The organism is Mesorhizobium sp. NZP2234, assembly GCF_013170765.1.
Lineage (GTDB): Bacteria > Pseudomonadota > Alphaproteobacteria > Rhizobiales > Rhizobiaceae > Mesorhizobium > Mesorhizobium loti_D.
Map to the genome: position 1 here is coordinate 306278 of NZ_CP033364.1, position 25437 is coordinate 331714.

General features: G+C 64.5%; 21 protein-coding genes. 12 read left to right on the plus strand and 9 right to left on the minus strand.

All coding sequences use genetic code 11. The features are described from left to right. Nucleotides 1-105: 105 nt before the first annotated feature. From EB230_RS01390 to EB230_RS01415, 6 genes are all read left to right on the plus strand, one after another. Nucleotides 106-915 carry an IclR family transcriptional regulator gene (locus tag EB230_RS01390; protein ID WP_056569367.1) on the plus strand — a complete coding sequence of 270 codons (810 nt, stop codon included), beginning with the start codon at nt 106-108 and terminating at the stop codon, nt 913-915. Between the two features lie 108 nt (nt 916-1023). Further along, a complete protein-coding gene (locus tag EB230_RS01395; RefSeq protein ID WP_056569364.1) occupies nt 1024-1770 on the plus strand; it encodes an SDR family NAD(P)-dependent oxidoreductase in 747 nt (248 codons plus the stop codon). A 237-nt stretch (nt 1771-2007) separates the two neighbouring features. Next, nucleotides 2008-3357, plus strand: a complete 1350-nt coding sequence (locus EB230_RS01400) for a glucoamylase family protein (protein ID WP_172371106.1) — start codon at nt 2008-2010, stop codon at nt 3355-3357. Beyond that, the gene (locus EB230_RS01405; RefSeq protein WP_172371108.1) at nt 3347-4876 is read left to right on the plus strand and encodes a mercuric reductase; all 1530 of its coding nucleotides are present in this window, start codon (nt 3347-3349) and stop codon (nt 4874-4876) included. Before EB230_RS01400 ends, EB230_RS01405 begins: the two co-directional genes overlap by 11 nt. A gap of 168 nt (nt 4877-5044) precedes the next feature. Continuing rightward, nucleotides 5045-6268 (plus strand): glycosyltransferase family 4 protein, encoded by a 1224-nt coding sequence (locus tag EB230_RS01410; protein WP_056569356.1) that lies wholly within the window; start codon nt 5045-5047, stop codon nt 6266-6268. Next, nucleotides 6265-7839, plus strand: a complete 1575-nt coding sequence (locus EB230_RS01415; protein WP_056569353.1) for a glycosyltransferase — start codon at nt 6265-6267, stop codon at nt 7837-7839. The genes EB230_RS01410 and EB230_RS01415 overlap by 4 nt, the downstream gene beginning before the upstream one ends. On the opposite strand, the gene EB230_RS01420 is transcribed toward EB230_RS01415, so the two are convergent. The 3 genes from EB230_RS01420 to EB230_RS01430 all read right to left on the minus strand — a co-directional run bounded on the left by EB230_RS01420 (nt 7822) and on the right by EB230_RS01430 (nt 10994). Further along, a complete protein-coding gene (locus EB230_RS01420; protein ID WP_056569350.1) occupies nt 7822-8820 on the minus strand; it encodes a hypothetical protein in 999 nt (332 codons plus the stop codon). The genes EB230_RS01415 and EB230_RS01420 overlap by 18 nt on opposite strands. Before the next feature lie 103 nt (nt 8821-8923). Next, nucleotides 8924-9499: a DUF1349 domain-containing protein gene (locus tag EB230_RS01425; RefSeq protein WP_056569347.1), complete on the minus strand. Its 576-nt coding sequence runs from the start codon at nt 9497-9499 to the stop codon at nt 8924-8926. Nucleotides 9500-9554: 55 nt separating this feature from the next. Further along, nucleotides 9555-10994 (minus strand): aldehyde dehydrogenase family protein, encoded by a 1440-nt coding sequence (locus EB230_RS01430; RefSeq protein ID WP_172371110.1) that lies wholly within the window; start codon nt 10992-10994, stop codon nt 9555-9557. Nucleotides 10995-11272: 278 nt separating this feature from the next. On the opposite strand from EB230_RS01430, the gene EB230_RS01435 reads away from it, so the two are divergent. The 6 genes from EB230_RS01435 (at nt 11273) to EB230_RS01460 (ending at nt 19586) form a co-directional block, all read left to right on the plus strand. Further along, nucleotides 11273-11932, plus strand: coding sequence for a TetR/AcrR family transcriptional regulator (locus EB230_RS01435; RefSeq protein WP_172371112.1), 660 nt, complete (start codon nt 11273-11275; stop codon nt 11930-11932). A 144-nt stretch (nt 11933-12076) separates the two neighbouring features. Further along, the gene (locus tag EB230_RS01440) at nt 12077-14488 is read left to right on the plus strand and encodes an FAD-dependent oxidoreductase (RefSeq protein ID WP_172371113.1); all 2412 of its coding nucleotides are present in this window, start codon (nt 12077-12079) and stop codon (nt 14486-14488) included. Nucleotides 14489-14570: 82 nt separating this feature from the next. Continuing rightward, entirely contained in the window at nt 14571-15824 is a 1254-nt protein-coding gene (locus tag EB230_RS01445; protein WP_056569342.1) for a sarcosine oxidase subunit beta, read from the plus strand. A gap of 78 nt (nt 15825-15902) precedes the next feature. After that, the gene (locus EB230_RS01450; protein WP_056569339.1) at nt 15903-16169 is read left to right on the plus strand and encodes a sarcosine oxidase subunit delta; all 267 of its coding nucleotides are present in this window, start codon (nt 15903-15905) and stop codon (nt 16167-16169) included. Further along, a complete protein-coding gene (locus EB230_RS01455; RefSeq protein ID WP_056569337.1) occupies nt 16166-19051 on the plus strand; it encodes a sarcosine oxidase subunit alpha family protein in 2886 nt (961 codons plus the stop codon). Before EB230_RS01450 ends, EB230_RS01455 begins: the two co-directional genes overlap by 4 nt. Further along, complete coding sequence (locus EB230_RS01460) at nt 19044-19586, plus strand: hypothetical protein (RefSeq protein WP_056569336.1); 543 nt, start codon at nt 19044-19046, stop codon at nt 19584-19586. Before EB230_RS01455 ends, EB230_RS01460 begins: the two co-directional genes overlap by 8 nt. A 6-nt stretch (nt 19587-19592) precedes the next feature. Here the strand turns inward: EB230_RS01460 and EB230_RS01465 are convergent, their stop codons facing one another. From EB230_RS01465 to EB230_RS01490, 6 genes are all read right to left on the minus strand, one after another. Further along, a complete protein-coding gene (locus EB230_RS01465; RefSeq protein ID WP_056569331.1) occupies nt 19593-20078 on the minus strand; it encodes a hypothetical protein in 486 nt (161 codons plus the stop codon). A 118-nt stretch (nt 20079-20196) separates the two neighbouring features. After that, nucleotides 20197-20757: an FMN reductase gene (gene msuE / locus EB230_RS01470; RefSeq protein WP_056569329.1), complete on the minus strand. Its 561-nt coding sequence runs from the start codon at nt 20755-20757 to the stop codon at nt 20197-20199. A gap of 69 nt (nt 20758-20826) precedes the next feature. Further along, entirely contained in the window at nt 20827-22074 is a 1248-nt protein-coding gene (locus EB230_RS01475) for an SfnB family sulfur acquisition oxidoreductase (RefSeq protein WP_056569325.1), read from the minus strand. A 24-nt stretch (nt 22075-22098) separates the two neighbouring features. Continuing rightward, on the minus strand, nt 22099-22905 hold the full coding sequence (locus EB230_RS01480) for an ABC transporter ATP-binding protein (RefSeq protein WP_065005416.1): 807 nt from the start codon (nt 22903-22905) through the stop codon (nt 22099-22101). A 72-nt stretch (nt 22906-22977) separates the two neighbouring features. Beyond that, on the minus strand, nt 22978-24315 hold the full coding sequence (locus EB230_RS01485) for an ABC transporter substrate-binding protein (RefSeq protein WP_056569319.1): 1338 nt from the start codon (nt 24313-24315) through the stop codon (nt 22978-22980). An 81-nt stretch (nt 24316-24396) separates the two neighbouring features. Next, nucleotides 24397-25437, minus strand: a complete 1041-nt coding sequence (locus EB230_RS01490; RefSeq protein ID WP_056569316.1) for a branched-chain amino acid ABC transporter permease — start codon at nt 25435-25437, stop codon at nt 24397-24399.

Genomic DNA, 25437 nt, shown 5'->3' on the forward strand with positions numbered 1-25437 from the left:
GCAAAAGCCGCTGTCAATATAAATGGAATTTAATTTCATTTTTGACTGCACCGCGCCGGCGAAACCGGCCCGACAGGTGGGCACTCCGCCAGAAAGACCGCCAGCGTGCGCAAGCGAGCGACCCGGGACGAGACGGAAGTTGACGGCGAAGGCGCGCAGCTTTCGACGTCGCTGGTGCGTGGGCTCGGCATCCTGCGCGCCTTCCGGCCAGGCGACACCTCGCTTGGCAACCAGGACATCATCGCGCGCACCGGACTGCCCAAGGCCACGGTCTCGCGCATCACCTACACACTCAGCGCACTGGGTTACCTGCTCTATGACAAGGAGCTCGGCCGTTACAGCCTGGGTCCGGCGACCGTGGCGCTCGGCTATTCGGCACTGAGCTCCAGCGCCGTCGTGCACATAGCAAGGCCGCTGATGCAGCCGCTGGCCGACCTGACCGGTGCGGCGGTGGCGATCGGCACGCGCGACAGCCTCAACATGGTCTATCTCGCCAATTGCCGGTCGGAGAGCCTGGTCACGCTGCGGCTCAATCCGGGTTCCTATCTGCCGATCTGGAAGACCTCGATGGGGCTGGCCTATGCGGCGGGACTTCTGCCCGAGGAGCGGCCCAGCCTGGTACGGGCGCTGCAAGAGGCCGAGCCCGACAAGGCAGCGATGATCGCCACGGCGATCGAGGAGGCGATCGACCAGTACGCCCGGCTTGGCTACGTGACCTCGTTCGGCGCCTGGCACAGCTATATCCACGCGGTCGGCGTGCCGTTTCGCCCGCGAGACGGCTCGCCGCTGGTCGCCATCACTTGCGGCGGTATCGGCGAGATCATCACCGAGCAACGCGCACATGCCGAAATAGGACCGGCGCTGGTGGCGATGGTGGAAGCGCTGCGCCGAGAGCTTGAGGGAACTCCGGCCTGATCCGCATTGGCCCAGAGAATGGGGCCTCCATGCCGGCTTGAACTTGCCTGGCCGTGACCTCACAGTCGCCGCGGCCGATCAAGCCGGTTGCGGACAAGGGAGAAGCAAATGAACTTCGCGGGGCGCTTCGACGGTCGGACGGCTGTCATCACGGGCGGTGCCTCGGGCATCGGCCTGGCGGTCGCGCAAAGGATCGTCGCGGAAGGCGGACGCGCCAGCGTCTGGGACCGCGATCCGGCCCAGATCGAACAGGCGAAGATCATCATCCCTGGCCTGCATGGCGTTGCCATTGACGTCGCCGATGCCACCGGCGTCGAAGGCGCCGCCGCACGGACCATCGAGGCTCTTGGCGGCGTCGACATCCTGATCACCAGCGCGGCCATCACCGGGCCGAACATGACGACCTGGGCCTATTCGGCCGAGGATTGGCAGAAGGTCATCGACATCAACATCAATGGCGTCTTCTACTGCAACAAGGCGCTGGTGCCGCACATGCTCGAGCGCAATTATGGCCGCATCGTCAACATTGCCTCGATCGCCGGCAAGGAAGGCAATCCCAATGCCTCCGCCTACAGCACTTCAAAGGCGGCGGTGATCGGCCTGACCAAGTCGCTCGGCAAGGAACTGGCCAAGACCAAGGTGACGGTGAATTGCGTGACGCCGGCGGCGGTGCGCACCGCGATCTTCAAGCAGATGAGCCAGGAGCACATCGACTTCATGCTGTCCAAGATACCGATGGCGCGCTTCGGCGAGGTCGAGGAGGTGGCGGCACTGATCTGCTGGATCGCCTCGGAGGAGTGCTCGTTCACGACGGCCGCCGTGTTCGACGTCTCCGGCGGCCGCGCCACCTATTGAGCCTGATCGAAACATCCCGGCCCTGGCCGGTGCGACTACAATTCCGCGTGACGAGGCAACGATCGGAACCGGACAGGCGTATAATAGCTGCCGATTGAACGGGGCGGTGACACAACAGGGTTTGCGGGAAAGCCATGACACGACGAGACAGCCCGGCAAGGCCGATCAGCCATTGCCGCCATACCGGCACCGTGCGATCGACGGAAACATTGACCATCAGGCTGGAGTTTGCATCGTTTGCCTGACGCAGATCCTGCCGCATTGTCCGATGACGAGCTTCTGGACCGCTACCAGCGCGCCGCCTTCGGCTATTTCCTGGAGAATGTGAACTCCGACAACGGTTTGGTCGCCGATACGTCGCGGCCGAACTCGCCGGCCAGCATCGCTGTCGTTGGTTTCGCCCTGTCCTGTTATCCGATCGGCGTCGAGCGCGGCTGGATGTCGCGCATGGCGGCAGCGGAGCTGACGCTCGCGGCGCTGCGTTTCTTCTCGGCCAGCCCGCAAGGCGGCGGCGACGACGTCACCGGCCACAAGGGTTTCTACTACCATTTTCTCGACATGCGGACCGGGCTGCGCGTCTGGCGCTGCGAACTGTCGATGGTGGACACCGCCCTGCTGATGGCCGGTATCCTGGTGGCCGGCGCCTATTTCTCCGGCGAGAATGAACAGGAAGCCGAAATCCGGCACCTGGCCGAAGCGCTCTACCGGCGCGTCGATTGGCGGTGGGCGCAAGGCAGCAGTCCGACCCTGCGGCAGGGCTGGAAGCCGAAGAGCGGTTTTCTGCATTATGGCTGGGAGGGCTACAACGAGGCGACCATCCTTTACGTGCTGTCCATGGCCTCGCCGGACAACCCAACCTCCGACGACAGCTACGAGGCCTGGACGGCGACCTACCAGTGGGAGAACATCTACGGCCATGACGTGCTCTATGGCGGGCCGTTGTTCATGCACCAGTTCTCGCACGCCTGGATCGATTTCGCCGGCATCCGCGACGCCTTCATGCGCGAGAAGAATTCCGACTATTTCGAAAACAGCCGCCGCTCGACATACCTCCATCGGGACTATGCCCGCCACAACCCCTATGGTTTCGACGGCTACGGCGAGAACCTTTGGGGCCTCTCGGCGGGAGACGGGCCCGGGGGCTTTCGCGCCAGTGTCGAGCGACGGAGGCATCGGTTTTCCGGCTATGCCGCACGCGGCGCTCCCTTCGGGCCGGATGATGGCACGATCGCGCCCTGGTCCTATCCGGCATCGCTGCCTTTCGCGCCGGACATCTGCCTGGCAGCGATGCGTCATCTCGGTGAGCGCTATCCCGAGGTGATCGAGAATTTCCGGCTGCCCAGCGGATTCAATCCGACCTTGGCCAACCGGCGAAAATTCGGCCGCAACGGCTGGGTATCGGAAGGCCATTACGGGCTGGACCAGGGCATCGTGGTGATGATGATCGAGAACCACCGCTCGCGCCTGATCTGGGAACTGATGCGGTCCAATCCGCACATTCGCCGCGGCCTGGGAAAAGCAGGCTTCACCGGCGGCTGGCTGGCGCGGTCGGCAGGCTCCGCCTCAGGGGCCTACGATGCCGCGTGAACGGACAAAGGCCGCCAGCTTCCCGGTCGACCGCAACGACGTCGAGTTGATCCGGAGCGCGCATCCGCCGCATTGGAAGAACCCTACCCCCGACGGTCCCTACAATCTCGTCGTCATCGGCGCCGGGCCGGCGGGGCTGACCGCGGCGCGTGACGCGGCAAGCCTCGGCGCGAAAGTCGCGCTGATCGAGCGTTGGCTGATCGGCGGTGCGTGCGTCAATGTCGGCGGCATTCCGTCAAAGTCGATCATCCGCACGGCCAGGCTCTATGCCGACATGCGCGATGCCGAGAATTTCGGCGGCGACACGCCCGAGCATCTTCAGGCCGACTTCGAGCGGGCCATGACGCGGATGCGGCAGATCCGGCAGCGGATAAGCGGCGCGGATTCGGCCGCGGCCATCGCGGCCGAAGGCATCGACCTCTATTTCGGCGAGGCCCGCTTCGCAGGGCCGGATACGGTGGCGGTCGCGGACAGGACGCTGCATTTCAAGAAGGCATTGGTCGCGACAGGCGCGCATCCGAGCGGGCCGGCGATTCCAGGACTCGCCGAGGCCGGCTACCTCGACAATGAGAGCATGTTCAACCTCACGCAACGTCCTGAGCGGCTGCTGGTCATCGGCGGCGGGCCGCTTGGCTGCGAGACGGCGCAGGCCTTTTGCCTGCTCGGCGCGAACGTTATCCTGGCGCAGAGCGATCCGATGTTCCTGCCCGGCGAGGAACGAGACGCCGCGCAGATCCTTTCGGACGCGCTGGCGCGCGAGGGGATCGAGGTGCGCCTGAACACCGAAGTGGTGGCGGTGCGGACAGAGGGCGGCAAGAAGCTCGCCGACCTGATGCGGGATGGTGACACGACGACGATTTCCGTCGACGAGATCATCACCGGCGTCGGCCGTTCGCCCAATGTCGAAGGCCTCGGCCTGGCACACGCCGGGGTGGCGTATGACGCCGGCGGCATCAAGGTGGACGATCACCTGAGAACCACGAATCCGAACATCTACGCGGCGGGCGATGTGTGCCTCGAATACAAGTTCACCCATACCGCCGAAGCGACGGCGCGCATTGTCGTGCGCAATGCGCTGTTTCGCGGGCGCGAAAGGCTGAGCGAACTCGTCGTTCCCTGGTGCACCTATACCGACCCGGAGATCGCCCATGTCGGTCTCTATCCGATCGAAGCGCGCCGCAACGGCATTCCGGTCAAGACCTATACGGTGCTGATGCATGACGTCGCCCGCGCCGTGATGGACGGGGAGGAAGAGGGGTTCGTCAAGATCCATGTCAGGGAAGGATCGGACCGTATCCTGGGAGCGACTGTCGTCGCCAGCCATGCCGGCGAGATGATCAACGCAGTGACGCTCGCCATCAGGTCGGGCATGGGATTGCACGCCCTGGCCGACGTCATTCATCCCTTCCCTACGCAGGCACAAGGTATCAAGATGGCGGGCGATGCTTACAGGCGGACCCGGTTCACCTCGTTGCGCAGGCGCCTAGCGGCGCGCTGGCTGGCTTGGTCCAGGCGTTGAACCTCGCGGCCGCCGAGGGTTCGGGGCGGAAGTATTCAGAAATATACGGTGCTTGACGAAAGCCTTGTTCAGCTCAACAAGGTGGCGCCGATGCTTGTGGTCACGGAATCGTTGTGAATGCCGTCTGAATTGGGGCCTCTGCCCGGAACAACGCCCCGGGCGTCCGCTTTGAGCGGCTCAGGCGCGCGGCCGGCTGTCGGCTCGCCCGAGCGGGCGGCCCCGAAGCGTACGCTGATCGTGTCGCATGACCCGGCCTTTCCACCGGCTTCGGGTGCGGATCTGAGAAACTACCGCAAGGCTGAAGCGGCCGCCAGGTTCGGCCCGGTCTGCCTGGTCTCGGTACGACCGAAGACAGAAGGGAACGTGCCAGATCCATTGATCCGCGTAGAGGCCCTGTCGGCAGAGGGAGAGCCCCGCACGGCCTCGATCGGTTGGTGGCGCTCAAGGGCGGAGAATCGCATTCCGCGTTCCGCCCTGACGCGGCTTAAGACGCTCATCGGTGAATTCCGCCCGGACACTATCGTCATCGAGAGCATCAGCCTGTTCAAGCTGATGCGGCCTCTCAGACCGCTGGCGGAGCAGCTCATTCTCGACATGCACAATGTCGAATCCGACCTGGCCGGGCAGATCAGGCATCTCAGCACCAAGCGAACCGCGGCTGCATTCGGCGTCAGGCTCCTTGAGAGGAAGGCACTATCCCTTGTCGACAGGGTATGGGTCTGCTCGAACCTGGATCGCCAGAAGCTGATGGCGCTTTGCCGGCACAAAATCCCGATCCACGTCGTTCCGAACGGAATTCCGCAAGCCGGCAATGGTCCCGGGCACCTGCCTGCCGAGCCGTCAACCGGCAACGGCTTTCCGGTGATCGTTTTCATCGGCCATCTCGCCTATCCCCCAAACGTCGATGCCGCGCAGCGATTGGCCAATGTCATATTGCCTCGCATCCGAAACGCACTGCCGGGTGCCAGGCTCGTCCTGGCTGGACGCACCCCAAGACCGGAGGTGCGGGCACTGGCCGGATTGCCTGGTGTGGAGCTCATCGAGGATCCCGCGGATGTCGCGCCACTGTTGTCCAGCGCGCATCTCACCATCGTCCCGTTGACGGCCGGCGGCGGCACACGCATCAAGATACTGGAAGCAATGGCCGCGGGCGTGCCGGTGGTCGCCACGCCGATCGCGGCCGAAGGTCTGGACCTGGTGGAAAATGACGAGGTGCTGCTGTCTCACTCCGACGAAACGCTTGCCGAGACGGCCATCGAACTCTGTCTCGACCCCGAACGCAGGGCACGGCAACGCCTTCGCGCGTATCAGGCCGTATGGGCAAGGTTCGGCCCGCAAGCGATAGCCGATGCCGTTCGCGACGGGCTTGGACTAAACGGTGCGACCATATGATCCCGCCGATCCTGCACCAGACTTGGAAGACCGACAGCGTTCCCGCACGCTTCCAGGCGTATGCCGAGAGCTGGAAACAGTACAATCCGCACTGGACGGTGATGTTCTGGAGCGACCGGATGCTGCTCGAATTCGTGGCCGGGAACTACCCTGATTTCCTGCCAATGTTCTGCGGCTACACGAACGGCGTGCAGCGCTCGGATGCGGCCCGCTACATGCTGCTGCATCATTTTGGCGGGGTCTATGCCGACATCGACTGCGAATGCGTCGCGGCCTTCGATCCGATCATGGACGAGAGCCGTGTCGTGCTGTGCAAGGAGCCGGCCTCGCATGCGGCCGTCCAGGCGGATTTCCGGGGCCTGCCCTATCTCCTGTTCAACGGGACGATGGCGAGCCCGCCCCGTCATCCGTTCTGGATGCATCTCCTGTCGATGATGCCCGGGCTCGCCGGCGCCAAGGACGTGCTCGACGCGACCGGTCCTTGCCTTTTGACCTCCGCCCAGCGCGGCTACAGCGATCAGGCGGCCTTCGCCATCCACCCTTCCGGACTGTTCGCGCCGGTGACGTCTGTTGGCAACACGGAGCGCGAGGCCGGCGACGATACGGCGCCGCTTTCGATCCATCACTGGGCCGGCACATGGTGGACCCCGGAGCCGCCGCCGAGATGGACAACCAAGCTTCGCAACCGGGCCTATCGGCTTCGATATCACCTGACGCGCGGTGCGTATCTGGATGAGGCCGCGGCAAAAGCCAGCGTCGACAAGGCTGTCCTCTCGGCACCGCCGCCCCCGGGCGGCAATATTGCCGTTCTGGTGCCGCTTCGCGATGCCGCCGACCTTATCCAACCTTTTCTCGATACGCTGGACGGGCTCGACTATCCCAAGGACAGGATCAAGCTGGTCTTCTGCGAAGGCGACAGCCTGGACGGGAGTTGGGAGCGGCTACAGGCCGCGACGGCGGGACTGGCCGGCAAATATCGCGACATCGTGCTTCTGCAGCGACAGGTCGGCACCAGGCTCGACAGGGCAAAGCGGGCAAAGCCTCGCATGCAACGCGTCAGGCGCGGCGCGATCGCCAAGGTGCGGAACTACCTGATCGATCACGGGCTGAAGGAAGACGACGACTGGGCGTTGTGGATCGATATCGACGTCTGGCGTTTTCCCCGCGATGCGCTGAACCAGTTGATCGCCACCGGGCATCGCATCGCGGTGCCCAACTGCGTGAAGGTCGCCAATGGCGGCAGCTTCGACCTGAACAGCTTCATCATCAGGCGGCAGATCAAGGATTATCGGTACTACCGCGAGATACGCGGCGGCCTTCACCAGCCTCCGGCGCAGACACCAAGTCGATATCATCTCAGTGATGTCAGGCATCTCGACATCATCGGCCTGGACGCGGTCGGCGGAACGATGCTGCTGGTCGATGCCGCCTTGCATCGCGGCGGCCTTCGCTTCCCTGAAATTCCCTATCGCGACCTGATCGAGACCGAAGCTTTTGGCGTGCTCGCCAACGATCTCGGCATCAGGCCGGTCGGCCTGCCGAAGCTGGAGATACTACACGTCCCCTGGTGAAGCGGCGGCCTGCCGAAGCGCCTGCCTGAGCGGCTCCAGACAGGTTTGCGGGCGCAAGCGCTCCCAGACATGGTTCGGGTCCGTCAGATGAGCGACCTTGTCGATCCAGCGTTGCGGCGCTTCTGGATCCCTGACCTCGTGCCAATCCTCGACAATGATGACAGGCAGGCCTTCGTAGAGGGGGTCCATCGGCGATGTCTTGGTTACCACGATGCAGCCGAGATAGAGCAGTTCCCATGTCCGGTGGCAGTCCAGGCCGTTTCCCGTGGTCGAGAGCACGAGCGGGTATTGCGCATACAGCTCCCAGATCGCGCGCTGCGACACGCGTTTCCCGAGGAAATCGACATGTGGGCATCCATCCAGGGCATCAAGCACCTCTCGACGCTGGCTGGAGCCCCTGCTGATGCTGAAATCGCAGAACACCCTGGGTGGACGGCGATCCGCATCCCCCTGCCGGCCGCGCAGGGTCTGCAAATACCGCACCATGCCGGCGGGCGTGGCAAGGGAACGTGGCGTATGAAGGTCCAGCCCGATCGGAAACGGCTTGATCCTCGGATGGTCGCTGTCGCAATTCTGGCTGTACCAGGACACCAGATAGGGGTTGGCGAGAAGCCGCTCGACGGTATCTCTTGCCAGGTCCGATGGCACCGAGGCATCGCCGTCGGTGGTCAGCAGGATGAAGGGCGCCTTGATGGTCGGCAGGGCAACCCGGGTGAACGTGTCGAGATCGCAGGTTCGCGAAACCCTGGCCAAGGTGCTCAGCCGAACCCAGACGATGCCGTACGCGCCGCCATAGTGGTCGCGGAAAAAGGCCTCGCCCTGGGTCGATTCGGTCGATGCGCAGCGATACCAGTCGGGCCCGGCGAAGTCACAGAAATGCGCGATCCCTTGCGACCACAGCACGGGAGGAACGCTGAAGAATCTCAGCGCCTTGGAATACACAGCCTTTTTGCGTTTTGCCCACCAACGCTTCATTCCCATCGGGAACGCTTAGCGCAGACGCGGTGGCGGCTGCAATGTCCTGCCGCTCCATACCCACAAGCCATGCGAGGGCCCGCGCTTCACCCCTTGGACACACCAGTCCTCAGGCGTGCAATTCCCGCGAAATCGGCGGGCCGACCGAAAATCCGGAGAATGTGACTTCGAAACCCTCGCGCTGTGGCGAGCAGCACATCATGCCGACATCGACCGTCTTCGAGATCGGGAAATAGGCGAGCCGCACCGGCTTCCAGCGACCGTCCGAAGCATCCAGATACTGGACGCGGATCGCCTCGCCATGGCGGGTCAGGCGGATGCTGACGCCATTGGAACCGGCATGAATGGCCACCAGCGACCAGTCCGATGTGTCGTTGGTGACCACGACGGAGAAATAGGCGAGGCCGTCGGTGTATTCGATGCCGGCCTTGATCCAGTGCGTCTCGCTCAGCCGGACCATCAGGCCGGCCTGGTCATACAGCACCTTGTAGTCGCCCTTGACGGTGACTTCGGCGGTGAAATCGCCCTCGACTTGCCGATGCAGGAAGTGGCCATTGTCGCGCCAGAAACCGTAGAAGGTCTCGCGCCAGAAATCGGTCTCCTTGCCGGTGCGCACGCGCACCGCATCGCCGTCGATGGCGTGATGCGGCGGGGGATTGAGCCAGGTCAGGTCCTGCAATGCCATTGCCTCGTGCCGGTTCCGTGGTGAAGGTGCGCCGGCCCGACAGGCCGGCGCATCATCAGCCCGCGAATGTATAGGCGGTCTTCACCGTGGTGTAGAACTCCGTGGCATAACGGCCCTGTTCGCGCGAGCCGTAGCTCGAGCCCTTGCGGCCGCCGAAGGGAACGTGGAAATCGACACCCGCCGTCGGCAAGTTGACCATGACCATGCCCGCTTCCGAATTGCGCTTGAAGTGGGTCGCGTGCTTGAGGCTCGACGTGCAGATGCCCGACGTCAGCCCGAAGGGCGTGTCGTTGGCGACGGCAAGCGCCTCGTCGTAGTCCTTGACGCGGATGACGCTGGCGACCGGGCCAAAAATCTCCTCGCGCGAACTGCGCATGGCGTTGGTTGCCTCGGTCAGCAGCGCGGGGCTGAGGTAGAAGCCCGGCGTCTTGCGGTCGAGCCGTTCGCCGCCGAAGGCGAGCGTTGCGCCTTCCCTGACGCCGATGGCGATATAATCCTCGTCCTGCTTCAGCTGCGTGGCGTCGACCACCGGGCCGATCTGGGTCTGCGCATCGAGCGCATCGCCGATCACCAGCTTGCCCATCCGCTCCTTCAGCGCATCGACGAAACGGTCGTGGATACCTTCGGTCACGATCAGCCTGGACGAGGCCGTGCAGCGCTGGCCGGTCGAGAAGAAGGCGCCGTTGAGCGCGCAATCGACGGCGACCGCAAGATCGGCATCGTCAAGCACGACCAGCGGGTTCTTGCCTCCCATCTCGAGCTGGAACTTGCGCATGTGTTCCACGCTTGCGGCGGCGACGCGCTTGCCCGTGCCGACCGAGCCGGTGAAGGTGATGGCATTGACGTCGGGGCTGTCGAGCATGGCCTGGCCGACCACCGAGCCCTTGCCCATGACGAGGTTGAGCACGCCCTTGGGCAGGCCGGCGCGATGCAGGATGTCGACGATCGACCAGGCGCTTTCAGGAACGAGTTCGGCCGGCTTGAAGACGATGGTGTTGCCATGAGCCAGCGCCGGCGCGATCTTCCAGGCCGGAATGGCGATGGGGAAATTCCATGGCGTGATGATGCCGACGACACCGACCGCTTCGCGCGTGATCTCGACGCCGACGCCCGGCCGCACGCTCGGAACCATCTCTCCGGTCAGGCGCAATGTTTCGCCAGCAAAGAAATCGAAGATCTGGGCGGCGCGGATGGTCTCGCCAATGCCTTCGGCCAGCGTCTTGCCTTCCTCGCGCGCCAGGTTGCGGCCGATCTCGTCCTTGCGCGCCATGATCTCGTCGGACGCCTTCTTCAGCACCGCGTGGCGCGCCAGCGGACCGGAGCGTGACCATGCCGGGAACGCCGCCTTGGCCGCGGCGATCGCTTGGCTAGCCTGTTCGACGCCCGCCGAGGCATACTCGCCGACAATGTCGCCGGTATTCGAGGGATTGATGTTGCGCGACCCGGCGTCGCCGACCCATTCGCCATCGATGAGGTTTTTTCGAAATTGAGCCATGTCCTGGTCTTTCCTGCTGGTTGGCCGCACGGCGGCATCTGTCCAGACTGGTATTTGCCAGACAATTGCGTTGCGGGAAAGCACGCACTGGCCGAGCCGCCGCGACAAAAATCCCCGAGCTTATCATCCCGGCTTTGATGGGACGGCAGCGGCCAGCACCCGTGAACCCGCAATCCGGCTAACATCGGCCGGATGTCATCACGGCTCAAACGAATTGCCCTGCACACAAGTGTCCACGACCTTGATTTGCCTGATCCGGCATGTCATGCGTCGTGGTGATGGCAGCAATCGAAACGACGATCCAGCGCGCCGGCGCCGCCGGCAACATCAAGGCCACTCGTGAAGACTGGCTGAAGCTGGCGCTTGAAACACTGATCTCCGACGGTGTCGAACGCGTCCGCGTGCTGACGCTTGGCCAGCAGCTCGACGTCTCACGCTCCAGTTTCTACTGGTATTTCAAGAGCCGGCAGGATCTGCTCGATCAATTGCTGGGCTACTGGCGGCAGACCAACACGAGGTTCATCGTCGAACGCGCCTCGCGGCCGTCGGCGACCGTCATTCGCGGGGTGATGAGCATTTTCGAATGCTGGGTGGATGAAAAGCTGTTCGACCCCCGGCTGGACTTCGCGATCAGGGCCTGGGCCCGCCGCTCGCCCGCAATCCGGCGCGCGCTCGACGAGGCCGACGAAGAGCGCGTCAATGCCATACGCGACATGTTCAAGCGCCATGGCTACGAGGAAGAAGACGCATTCGTGCGGGCCCGCGTCCTCTATTTCATGCAGATCGGCTATTACTCGCTCGAGCTCAACGAACCGATGAGCACCCGCCTTACCCACGTCGCCTCCTATCTGCGCAGCTTCACCGGCCAGGAGCCTCCGGCGGAAGACGTCGAGGAGTTCGCGCGCTATGTCGAGAAGACGCTTTCCGGCAAACGGTAGGCGCGCAACCATCGGCCGAGCGGCCCTTTAGCCTTCATGACGCCATGCCCATGCGCAGCCCCCTGGATTATGCGCTGCAATGCACTAGACACATATGTACAATGCCAGTAGGGTGCGCCGCCATACCAGGTGGAGTGCAGCAGGATGAAATCCCAGTACAGGGCGATCGTTATCGGCGGTGGCGTGGTTGGAGCCTCGGTGCTCTATCACCTGGCGAAGTTCGGCTGGAGTGATGTCGCGCTGATCGAACGCGAGGTGCTGACAGCCGGGTCGAGCTGGCACGCGGCCGGCGGCTTCCACGCGCTGAACGCCGACCCCAACATCGCCGCGCTGCAGGCCTATACGATCGACCTTCTGTCGGAGGTCGAAAAGGAATCGGGCCAGAACATCGGCATGCACATGACCGGCGGCATCTCGGTTGCCTCGGCGCCGGAGCGCTGGGAATGGCTGAAAGCCTCCTACCGCATCTTCCAGACCATGGGCATAGACGATGTCCATCTGGTCGGCGTCGACGAGATCAAGCAACGCTGCCCGATCCTCAACACCGACGGCATGCTGGGCGGCCTTTATGCGGCACGCGAAGGCCATATCGACCCCTCGGGCGTCGTCCACGCCTATGCCAAGGCGGCGAGGAAGCGCGGCGCCGACATCATCGAGCACAACCGCGTTCTGGAGCTCAATCGTCGCGCCGACGGCAGCTGGGACGTGGTCACGGAGAAAGGCACTCTCATTGCCGAGCACGTCGTCAACGCCGGCGGCCTGTGGGCCAAACAGGTCGGCCGGATGGCCGGCATCGATCTGCCAGTTTCGCCAATGGAGCATCACTATCTCGTCACCGAAGCGCTGCCGGAGATCCAGGCGCTCGACCGGGAATTGCCGCTGATCGTCGACCTCGAGGGCTTCACCTATATGCGCCAGGAGCAGAAGGGGCTGCTGCTCGGCATCTACGAGATCAACCACAAGCACTGGAACATGGACGGCGCACCCTGGGACTACGGCATCGAGCTGATCCAGGAGGACACCGACCGCATCGCCAACGAGTTGGCGCTCGGCTTCAGCCGCTATCCCTGCCTGGAGACGGCAGGCATCAAGCGCTGGGTGAACGGCGCCTTCACCTTCTCGCCGGACGGCAATCCGCTGGTCGGCCCGGTGCGAGGGGTCCCCAACTACTGGGTGGCCTGCGGCGTCATGGCCGGCTTCCTGCAAGGCGGCGGCGTCGGCAAGTCGCTGGCCGAATGGATGATCCATGGCGAGCCGGAGGCCGACGTCTTCGGCATGGACATCGCCCGCTACGGCGATTTCGCCTCCAATCGCGAATACATCAAGCAGACGACCGGGCAATTCTATTCGCGCCGCTTCGTCATGAGCTATCCCAACGAGCAACTGCCCGCGGGGCGGCCGTTGAAGACAGCAGGCGCGCATGACGCCATGGATGCCGCCGGCGCGCGCTGGGGCAATTCCTGGGGCATGGAAGTGCCGCTCTATTTCGCGCCGCAAGGTTTCGTCGAAACACCGACGCTGAAGCGCTCGAATGCCTTCGACATCGTCGCCCGGGAATGCCGCAAGGTACGCGAAGGCGTCGGCCTGCTCGATATCACCGCCTTCTCGCGCTACGAAGTCACCGGACCGCAAGCGCAAGCCTGGCTCGACCGGTTGCTTGCCTGCGCCCTTCCCAAGCCGGGCCGCGCGAAACTCGCGCCCATGCTGGGCGAAAACGGCAAGCTCAAGGGCGACCTCACAGTTTTCAACTGGGGTGACGGCAGCTGGTGGATCATGGGGTCCTACTATCTGCGGCAATGGCACATGCGCTGGTTCGAACAGCATCTCGGCGAGGGCGTCGCCGTACGCGACATTTCGGACGCGGTCGTCGGCTTTTCGCTCGCCGGCCCCAATGCGCGCCGTCTGCTCGAACGGCTGACGCACCAGGATGTCTCGCACCAGGGCTTCGGTTTCCTCACCTGCAAGGCGCTGGATGTCGGCCTGGTTCGAGCCAAGGTCGGGCGGCTCTCGGTCATCGGCGAGCTCGGCTACGAAATCCATTGCAAGGCCAATGAGCATGCGGGGCTACGCCGGGCGCTGCTTGCGGCAGGCAGCGACCTCAGCGTCACCGAATACGGCTTCGGCGCGGTCAATTCGCTGCGGCTCGAAAAAAGTTTCGGCATCTGGTCGCGTGAGTTCACGCAGGATTACACGCCAGCCGAGACCGGCATGGACCGCTGGATCGCCTTCGACAAGGGTGACTTCATCGGCCGCGAAGCGGCGCTGAAAGAGCAGCAGGCCGGCGCCAGGCGCACGCTGGTGACGCTCGAGATCGACGCCGCGGATGCGGACGCCAGCGGCTACGAACCGGTCTGGGGCGGAGGCAAGCTTGCCGGCTTCGTCACGTCCGGCGGCTATGGCCATACGGTCGGCAAGAGCCTCGCCATGGCGCTTGTCGATGGCGATGTCACCGATGTCGATACTGAGTTGACAACCCATATCGTCGGCGTCGAAAGAGGTGCGCGCGTCATCGCTTCGTCGCCTTACGATCCACTGGGCAAGGCGATGCGGGCATGACCGATCGAACCGGTGCCGTCCATGCGGAAGACCATGCCATGAACCACGCTCGCTCCCCGAAATCAGGCCTGTCCGGCACGCCATGACCAGACGCTATTCCGCCCTGTCGCTGTTCAAGGAAGGCCTGGCGGGCCAGACCGGCTGGAAGCAGGCCTGGCGCTCACCCGAGCCGAAGCCGTCCTATGATGCGATCGTCATCGGCGGCGGCGGCCATGGGCTGGCGACGGCCTATTACCTGGCCAAGAATCACGGCATCGCCCGGGTGGCCGTGTTGGAAAAAGGCTGGATCGGCGGCGGCAACACCGGCCGCAACACCACGGTGGTACGCTCCAACTACTATTACCCGGAAAGCGTCGAGCTCTACGGGCTGGCGCACCGGCTCTATGAAGGCCTGTCGAAGGACCTGAACTACAACGTCATGCTGTCGCAGCGCGGCATGGTCAATCTCTGCCATTCGACCGCCGAAATGGAGATCGGCGCCCGCACCGTCAACGCCATGCAGATCAACGGCATCGATGCGGAGCTGTTTTCGCCGGAGGATGTGCGTCGCGTGGCGCCGATCTACAATTTCTCGCCGGATGCGCGCTTTCCCGTGTTCGGCGGCATCTGGCAGGGCCGCGCCGGCACGGCCCGCCACGACGCCGTCGCCTGGGGTTATGCCCGGGCGGCGAACCGGCTCGGCGTCGATATCATCCAGAATTGCGAGATAACCGATTTCATCGTCGAGGGCGGCCGTTGCCGCGGCGTCCAGACGACACGCGGCGCGATCCGTTCCGAGCGCATCGGCATGGCCGTGGCCGGCCATTCCTCGGTGCTGGCGGCCAAGGCCGGTTTCCGGCTGCCGATCAATTCCTACGCCCTGCAAGCCTGCGTTTCTGAACCTGTGAAGCCGATCCTCGACACGGTGGTGCTGTCGCCCGGCTGCGGCGTCTATGTCAGCCAATCGGACAAGGGCGAGATCGTCATTGGCGGCGGGCTCGACCGCATCCCCTCCTACGCGCAGCGCGGCAATTTGCCGACGCTGGAAGCCGTCATTGCCGGACTGCTGGAGATGTTCCCGATCTTCGGCCAGTTGAAGCTGATGCGGCAATGGGCCGGCATTGTCGACGTCGTGCCGGATTCCTCGCCGATCATCGGTCCTTCGCCACTACCCAATTTGTTCCTCAATTGCGGCTGGGGCACGGGCGGATTCAAAGCCATCCCCGCCGGCGGCACGCTGCTGGCAAACCTGCTGGCCACGGGCAAGCACAATGATATCAGCCGTCCCTTCGATCTCGACCGTTTCGCCAGCGGGCGGCTGATCGACGAAGCGGCCGGCTCCGGCATCGCGCACTAATGCATGTCGCCCAAAAGTGTGCAGCGGTTTTGGGGCAACGACATGCATCGCGCACTGAGACAAACACTAGAGGCAATCATGCAGCTTTTCCCATGTCCGTTCTGCGGCCCGCGCGACGAGACCGAATTCCACTATGGCGGCGATGCCGGCAATGTCAGGCCCGATGGCGCCGACGTGCCGATCGAGCGCTGGGCAGATTACCTCTATCTGCGCGGCAACCCGAAGGGCGCGGCACGCGAAATCTGGGTGCACATGAATTGCGGCGAGTTCTTCGTCATGGAACGTGACACGGTCACGCACAAGGTGCTGTCCTCGACCGCCCTTGGCGGGGAGCACGCCGCGTGACCGCCTCGCGTCTTCCCACCGGCGGCAGCGCCATCGACCGGTCGCGCCCGATCCGATTCAGCTTCGACGGCGCAACCGTGGACGGCTTTGCCGGCGACACCATCGCCTCGGCACTGCTGGCCGGCGATGTCGCGGTCGTCGGCCGCAGCTTCAAATATCACCGGCCGCGCGGCATCTGGGGCGCCGGCGTCGAGGAGCCGAACGCGCTGGTCGACATCGGCGGCCCCCAGGCGAAACCGAACACGCGCGCCACGACCGAGCCGGCACGCAACGGGCTGGTGGCGAAAAGCGTCAACGCGACGCCCAATGCGCTGGCCGACCGTAACGCCTTCCTCGACCGCTTCTCCCGTTTCATTCCGGCGGCGTTTTACTACAAGACCTTCATGTGGCCGGACTGGCACATGTTCGAGCCGCGCATCCGCGCCATGGCCGGACTGGGCAAGGCCGACACCGACTGGACATCGCCGGGCACGGCTGACCAGATCAACCATCATTGCGACGTGCTGGTTGTCGGCGCGGGACCGGCCGGATTGGCGGCGGCCAGGCTGGCGGCAGGTGCAGGCCTCGCCGTCACGCTGGTCGACGACCAGCAGACGCCGGGAGGATCCCTTGGCCACCGCGCCGGCGAGATCGACGGCAAGCCGGCTTCCGTCTGGGTCGAAGAGGCGGTTGCGGAGCTTGGCACGGGCGGTCACCTGATCCTGGCAGCGACCACCGCCTTCGGCATTTACGACCACAATCTGGTCGGGCTGAACCAGCGGCATTTCGATGGCCGGCGCGACACGCTGTGGCGGGTCCGGCCGCGCCAGATCGTGCTGGCGACCGGCGCCATCGAACGACCGCTGCCCTTTGCCAACAATGACCTTCCGGGCATACTGTCGGCGGACGCGGCACTTGCCTATCTCAGGCGCCATGCGGTGCTGGTTGGACGGCGCATCGTCACCGCCACCAACAATGACAGCGCTTACGAGGTCGCTGGCGCGCTGGCCGACGCCGGCGCAGAGGTAACGCTCGTCGACATCAGGCGTGACGGCATGCCCGACGCACCGGCCAAGGTACGGCTGGTCAAAGGGAGGGCGCTTGCTTCCGCCAGGGGCAGACTGCGGGTCGAGGGCGTGACACTGGATGACGGCACCAGGCTCGATGCCGATTGCGTGCTGGTCTCGGGCGGCTGGACGCCGACCATTCATCTCTTCGGCCAGGCCAAGGGCAAGCTGGCCTGGAGCGACGCACGCGCCGCCTTCCTGCCAGGCGATCCGGTCGACGGCATTTCGGTGGTCGGCGCCGCGGCTGGCGCGATCTCCTTGTCGGAAGTGTTCGCCGGCTTGGAGAAAGCCGTTGGCTTGCCGGGCCAGGCGAAAGCAGCCGTGCCGCGCAGCACGGGACCGGAAGCAACGGGCGGCGTTGCCGCCGCCTGGCCGGTGCCCGGTTCGAAAGGGCGCATCTGGATCGACTACCAGAACGACGTGACGGTAAAGGACGTTGAACTGGCGGCGCGCGAAAACTTCGTCTCGGTCGAGCACCTGAAACGCTACACCACGCTCGGCATGGCAACCGACCAGGGCAAGACCTCCAACCTGCCCGGCCTGGCCTTGATGGCCGGCATCACCGGCCGCACGGTGCCGGAAGTCGGCACCACCACCTACCGTCCGCCCTTCACGCCGGTGCCGCTGGCAAGCTTTGTCGGCGCGCGCGTCGGCGAGCTGATGGCACCCGTGCGCAGGCTGCCGCTGGAGGCCATGCACCGCGCCGGCGGCGCCGTCTTCCAGGAATATGGCGGCTGGCTGCGGCCGGCCCATTATGGCGGCCGCGGCGCCGACGCGGATCGCGCCATCCAGGACGAGGCGTGGCGCGCGCGCCAGTCGGTCGCGCTGTTCGACGGTTCGACGCTGGGCAAGATCGAGGTGATCGGCCCCAAGGCGGCCGAATTCGTCGATTTCCTCTACTACAACACCATGTCGACGCTGAAGCCGGGCCGCTGCCGCTACGGGTTCATGCTGTCGGAGAACGGCGTAGTCTTCGATGACGGCGTGCTGGTTCGGCTGGACGAGCATCGCTTCGTCGTGTCGTGTTCATCCTCGCATGTCGCTGCCGTGCACGCGCGGCTGGAGGAATGGCGCCAGGACCGATTTGGCCGCGACGCGGTCTATATCCACAACGCCACATCGGACATGGCGACGCTGACCGTTTCGGGGCCGAACGCCCGCAAGCTGCTCCAAGCACTCAACCTCGGCCTCTCGCTCGACGAGGCCGACCTGCCGCACATGGCGATCGGCCATGGCAGCTATGGCGGTGACGAGGTCCGCGTCGCCCGCGTCAGCTTCACCGGCGACAGGAGCTACGAGATTTCGATCCGGGCTGACCGCGCCGAGCCCTTGTGGGCACATCTGCGCCAGGCCGGCCAGGCGTTCGACGCCGTCACCATCGGCCTCGAAGCGCTGATGATCCTGCGTGCCGAAAAAGGCTTCATCGTCATCGGCAAGGATACCGACGGCACCACGCTGCCGCACGATCTCGGCAGCGAAGCGCCCCGCACCAAACGCCGGACCGAATATGTCGGCCGTCGCTCGCTGTTCACCGAGGAGGCCTCGCTCGGCGACCGCCTGCAGCTTGTCGGACTGACAGTGCCGTCTGGCGAAGCGCCGCTACCGACCGGCGCCCACGGCATCAAGCGGAGCGACGGCAGACTGCACAGCCAGGGCTTCGTCACCTCGAGCTACCAGAGCCCGACGCTTGGCCGGCCCATCGCGCTCGGCCTGATCGAGCGCGGCGCGGCCCGCCACGGCGAGACGATCGAAATCCAGCATCTCGGCAAGGTTCGGTCGGCAACGATTGCCGCGCCTTGCGCCTTCGACCCGGCAGGAGAGCGGCTCCATGCGTGATCTCGCGGAAAAATGGTCTGTCGCGCCGGACTGGCAGAGCGCCACGATCGAGGTGCCGGGGCTCAAGATAGGCGCGATTGCCGGATTGCACCAACGTCTGGTCAGCGGCGACCTCGCGGCGTGGGCCGAAGCATCCGGCTTCGATGGAGCGGCCGCCGGTGCGTTCGGCCTGGCCGAGGGCGCACGCTATTCGGTTCGTCTGGCACGCGACCGATTGCTTGCCGTGTCGGCCACCCCTATCGGCATGGCCACGGGGTGGTTCAGCCAAGGGTTCGGGGTGACAGAAATCAGCGCCGGGCTACAGGTGTTCGAGGCAGAAGGCGCGGCGCTTGACGCTTTCATCGCGCGTGGAACGACGCTCGATCCCGGACAACCGAGCGCCAGTGCGGCACTGTCCTTCGCCGGCATCAACGCCATCGTCTATCGCCATGAAAGCAAGCTGCGCATCCATGTCGACCGCGGTCTCGCGGCCTATCTCTGGACGTGGACGGAGCAGGCTGCCGGCCACATCGCGGCGGAAACCAGCCAGCCATGATCACGCTCAGAGCGTGAACGACCAGAACAGGCAGGCCAGCGTCGCGGCGGCGAAGACCACGAAGAACAGGCTGCGCAACAGCACGTTGCGGCGCAGTTCGTTCATGACGAAGTGGCAGCCGACGACCGCCACGGCAAACAGGAACCGCCAGTTCAGCAGTGCCCACAAGGCGCTGCCCTGGCCGAAAGCCCATCGGGCGAGAAGGCCGCCTACGATGGTGGCGAACAGCACGATCACCGTCCAGAAGATCGCGTCGGCGGCATGGGTGAGAACGATGCTGGCCGCGCGGATCGGCAGGATCATCATCAACAGCGCGCTGAAGAAATAGACGGCCGCGAGCGGAATGAACGTCCCGGCATCGGCGATGCCGTCGAGGCGCCTGACGCCGATCGCACCATAGGGATAGCCATGCCGCGCCACCGCCAGGCTCAACGCCATCAGCAAGGCGGTCAGCACCGCGACGAGTGCGAAGGTCGTGAGGGCTTTGCTCATGGTGTTCCTGTCCCGGACGAATCAGACAGGAACCTTGTAGCGGGCGGTCGTAAATTGCACGTAAGCGGCGGTGTCGCCCATGCGGATTTCGACCTTCGCGCAACCCTCTTCGCGGCTGCTACTCAGCAGCGATCCTGCCTGCCGAGCGGTTGGCAAGCACAAAGCCGACCTCGTCCACCGCCTGCGCCGCGCGCTTCAGGATGGCATCGGAGCGCAGCACGCCGTCGGTGAAATCCTTGTCGGTGGCGTAGACTGCGGTCGGCAGCGTGAAGGCCTCGAAGAAGCCGAACAGCGGCCGCAACTGATGCTCGACGATCAAGGCATGGCGCTCGCCGCCGCCGGTCGCGGTCAGCAGGATGGGTTTGCCCCGCAGCGCCGCCGGATCGATCAGGTCGAAGAAGTGCTTGAACAGGCCGGTGTAGCTGCCCTTGTAGGTCGGCGAGCCAACCACCAGCACGTCGGCGGCGAGGATCTGGGCCAGGATCGGTTGCGCCTGGCCGTCGAGGTCGCGTGCCCATCTTGCCGTGCCCAGCGATGGGCCGACATCCTCGATGTCGTAGGTGCTGGCCGACAAGCCATGGCGCGCGGCGATGTCCTTGGCCACGAAATCGACGAAGGCGCGCGTCTTTGACGGCCGGGTGATGTTGCCGGAGAAGCCGACGACTGTTCGGTTTGACATGGTGACTGGGCTCTCTTTGGTCTTGATGGTCGAAATCTTGGAGGGCAGCGGCCTGCCCCCCGGTGGGAATCAGCTCCAGGCATGCAGCGGCGGGTTTTCGCCGTTGAGGAAGTATTTGCCGAGGATCGAGTACTTCCAGCGTACCGGATCGTGCAGCGTGTGGGTGCGGGCATTGCGCCAGTGCCGGTCGAGATTGTGCTCGGCCAGCGTCGAACGCGTGCCGGCCAGTTCGAACAGCTTGTTCGTCGCGGCGATGGCGATCTCGGTCGACAGGATTTTCGCCTCGGCGGTGACGATCTGCGCATGCGCCACCGTCTCGGCGGTCGGCTCGGCCACCGCGCGGTCGATTGCCAGGCCGGCTTTTTCGAGCAGCGCCTGCGCGGCGTGCAGGCGCAGCGTCAGGTCGCCGACCGCCTGGATGGTGTAGGGATCGTCCCAGGCATTGTCGACGCCGCTGTCGATCCAGGCGCGGCTTCTGGTCCTGACGAAGTGAACGGTCTCGTCGATCGCGGCTTGCGCGATGCCCGTGTCGACCGCCACCTGAATGATCTGGAAGATGGCGCCGTCAGCCGTCGGTCTGTCATAGCCCTTGTAGCCGGGCACGAGATGCGTCTTCGGCACCTTGACGTTGTCGATGATCACCGTACCCGACAACGTCGTGCGCTGGCCGAAGCTCGACCAGTCGTCGATGACCGTCAGGCCAGGCGCGCCACGATCGGCTATCGCGTACCAGGCGCGGCCCTCGTCATCGAGCGCCACGATCGGCACCAGATGGGCGAGCAGCGCGCCCGAGGAATAGAATTTACGGCCATTGACGACGACATGGTCGCCGGCATCGGTGAAGCGGGTCTCGAAATCGGCGGCGCGCTTGGAGCCGAATTCGGAAAAGGCGTTGCCGAACCGCGTGCCCTTCAGCGCTTCGGCAAACAGCAGTTTCTGCTGTTCCGCATCCGACACGGTGCGGATAGCCGCAATGACGCCGAGATGGTTCTGCGCGATCTGGCCGATCGAGGAATCGGCCGCCGAGATGATCTCGATCACCTTGGCCAGCGTGACGTAGGACACTTCCGGCCCGCCGAATGCCTTGGGCACATTGATCGACCACAGGCCGCTTTGCGAAAAGGCGTCGAGTTCGGCGACCGGCCAGATGCGCTCACGGTCGCGCTTGGAGGACTCCTTGAGGAATTCGGCGGCGAGCGCATGGGCGACCGCGACCGCCTCGGCGTCATCCCTTATGATGTGTGCCGGCTCCGACGGCCTTGCGACCGGCGGCACGGCGGCGGAGGCGTGGTCTGTCTTGACGGTCGAGACGGTCATTTCACTGCTCCTTCGAATTTCGTTTCAGGCAACGGCATGGAGATGGGCTGGTTTGGCAGCCGGCGACGGCGGTTGGCCGGTGGTCGATTGACCGAGATAGAAGGCGCGCACATCCTCACGCTGGCGAAGATCGGCAGCAGCGCCGGAAAGAACGGAGACGCCGTTTTCGAGCACCGTGGCGTGGTCGGCGTATTTGAGAGCCACCGCCGAGTTCTGCTCGGCGACCAGGATCGACAGACCGGTCTCGCGGTTGAGTTTTCTCAGCGTCTGAAAGATGTCCTGGACGATGAGCGGCGCGAGCCCCATTGACGGCTCATCGAGAACCAGCAGACGCGGCCGCGACATCAGCGCCCGGCCGATGGCCGTCATCTGCTGCTCGCCGCCGGAGGTCAGGCCGGACAAAGTCCGGCGCTTTTCCCGGAGACGGGGAAAACAGCCATAGATGCGTTCGAGGTCCGCGTTGATCTCGGCCCGGCGGCCGCTGCGGCCGATGCCGCCGGCGACCAGGTTTTCCTCGACGGTGAGGCTCTTGAAGCAGTGGCGGCCCTCGAGCACCGGGACCAGGCCGGCGCGCACGAGCTCGCCCGGCTTGCGGCGCGAGACATCCGAGCCTTCATAGCGGATGGTGCCGGCATTGACCTGGCCGCGCTCGGCGGGCAGCAGGTTGGAGACAGCCTTCAGCGTCGTGGTCTTGCCGGCACCATTGGCACCGAGCAGCGCCAGGATCTCACCGCGCCGGATCTCAAAACTGACACCGTGCAGCGCCGTGATGGCGTGGTTGTAGGTGGCATGGATCGTGTCCACCGCAAGGATGACGTCATTGTCCGGCATGAGCTCTTCTTTCGCGGTTCGAGGAACCGTAAAGGGCCGGGCGCCCTGTCCGTGGCGCCCGGCATTGGCTGATCAGTTGGTGGTCACGGCGTTGGCATCATCGGCGGTGCGCAGCTTGATGCCCTTCTCCTTGGCATAGGCCTCGGCGGACTTTTCGATGATCGGCCGCAGCAGCGCCCAGTCCGGAGCGATCCAGTCGGAGACGACGTTCCACTTCTTGCCGTCCCACTGCTGGAAGGTCACGTAGCCCTCGCCTTCGTGATTGTCCCAGCTGACGTTGATCGAGTGGAACAGGTCCTTCGCGCCGAGCGCCTCGACCTTGGCCGGATCGAGCTTGAGGTGTTCAAAGCCCCAACGGACTTCGTCTCCGGTCAGCGTGCGATGACCAAACTTCTCCTGCGCGACGCGGATCGCCTCGACATTGAGGATGCCGTTGACGATGCCGAGATTGTGGTAGACCGAGCCGATGCGCGACTTGTCTTCCAGATTGCCCTTGCCGGCGCCGTAGACGGTCTTCACGATCTCCTGCACCACCGGATAGGTGTTGCCGGAAGCCTGGGTGGTGATGGCGGTGTAGCCCTTGGCGGCGTCACCGGCGGGGATGACATCCTCTTCCGAATTCGACCAGACATTGCCGACGATGTGGTCGACGGGATAGCCGACCTTGACCGCCGTCTTCAGCGCCACCGGGTTCATCACGCCCCAGCCGCGCAAGACGACGAAGTCCGGCTTGGCGCGGCGGATGGTCAGCCACTGCGACTGCTGCTCGTTGCCGGGATGCGGCACCTCGATCTGCTGCACGGTGAAGCCGTATTTCTGCGCCAACAATTCATAGATCGGGATGGTTTCCTTGCCGTAGGGCGAGCCGTGATAGAGCACGACGATCTTCTTGCCCTTGAGCTTGTCGATGCCGCCTTCCTTGGAGGCGATGTAGTTCACGATTCCCGAAGTCTCGCTGTAGGGGTTGAGCAGCAGCGGGAAGACATAAGGGAAGACGCGTCCATCGGTGGAGTCCGTGCGGCCATGGTTGACCGTGATCAGCGGCACCTTGTCTGCGGTGATGCGGTCGATCATCGCATAGGCGATGCCGACCGAAAGCGGGTTCCAGGCGGCGGCACCGGCATGGCTCTTCTGCCGCTCGTAGCATTCGACGCCGCGCTCGACCTCGTACTGCGTCTCGCATTCATCCCAGGTCAGCTTGACGCCGTTGACGCCGCCATCGCGGATGTTGATGAGGTTGAGATAGTCGATGAAGCCACCGAAGAAGCCGGTGCCGCCGGCCGCATAGGGTCCGACGCGGTAGCTCTGCAACGGGAAATATTGTTCATCGGCGTGGGCGGCGGGCAAGGCCACCGACACGATCATCGCCGCGGACAGCGCCGCCGCCTTGATTGTGCTGAGAAAGGTCATTGTCAGGGTACTCCCGGTGTGGGCCGTGTCGGGTTCGGCCTTTGGCTCATTTTCAAATGCAATTCACTTCAGACGCGCGGCTCAGGTCGACTGCCAGGCGAACAGGAGCCGTCTTCGGACCCTGTCCCACAGGGCCACCAGCCCATCGGGTTCAAGGATCAGAAACAGGATGATGAGCGCGCCAAGCACGATGCGCTGGCTCATGTCGAGCACGCCCGAGTCAAAGACATCGCCAAGCAGGAAGCCGCCGAGGCGCGATAAGCCAAGCGGGAAGACGACGATGAGCGCGGCGCCGAAAAAAGCGCCACGGATCGAAGCCAGGCCCCCGATGATGATGATGAACAGGATCTGGAACGAGCGGTCGAGATCGAAGCCATCCGGCTCAACGGTCCTGAGATAGGCGAAGGCCCAGATGACGCCGGCGACGCCGATGATGAAGGAGGAGATGGCGAAGGCCAGAAGCTTGGTCTTCAACACCGGTATGCCGATGATGCGGGCGGCGGTCTCATTGTCGCGGATGGCGATGAAGTTGCGCCCGGTCTGCGACGAGACCAGCCGATAGGCGAGGAAGGTGAGAACGCTGACGATGGTGAGCGCGAAGAGATAGCGGCCGACGGCGCCGTCGAAAGCGAAGCCTGAAATCGACAGCTTGGGCGCGTCGATGACGCCGGACGCCGAGTCGTTGGAGAACCAGCTGAACTTGGTCAGCGCCCATTGCACGAAGAACTGCGCGGCGAGCGTCGAGACGGCGAGATAAAAACCCTTCAGCCGCAGGCTGGGGAGGCCGAAGACGATGCCGATCGCGGCGGCGACAATGCCGGCCAGAAAGATGCTGCCGATCAGCGGCAGGCCCTCGACGCGCAGGTTGAAATTGTAGGCGGCGAAGGCGCCGGCCGCCATGAAGGCAGCACTTCCAAGCGAAACCTGGCCGGCATAGCCGGTAAGGATGTTCAGGCCCACGCCGGCGAGGCTGAGCGCCAGGAACGGCAGCAGGATGGCCTCGAAAAGATAGCTCGAGCCGATCAGCGGCACGACGCCATAGGCGAAGGCGAGCAGCAGCACGGGCACGATCCATTTCGGCAGGACCGGCGCCTCGGAGAAATCGCTTGTGATCGCGGCCAT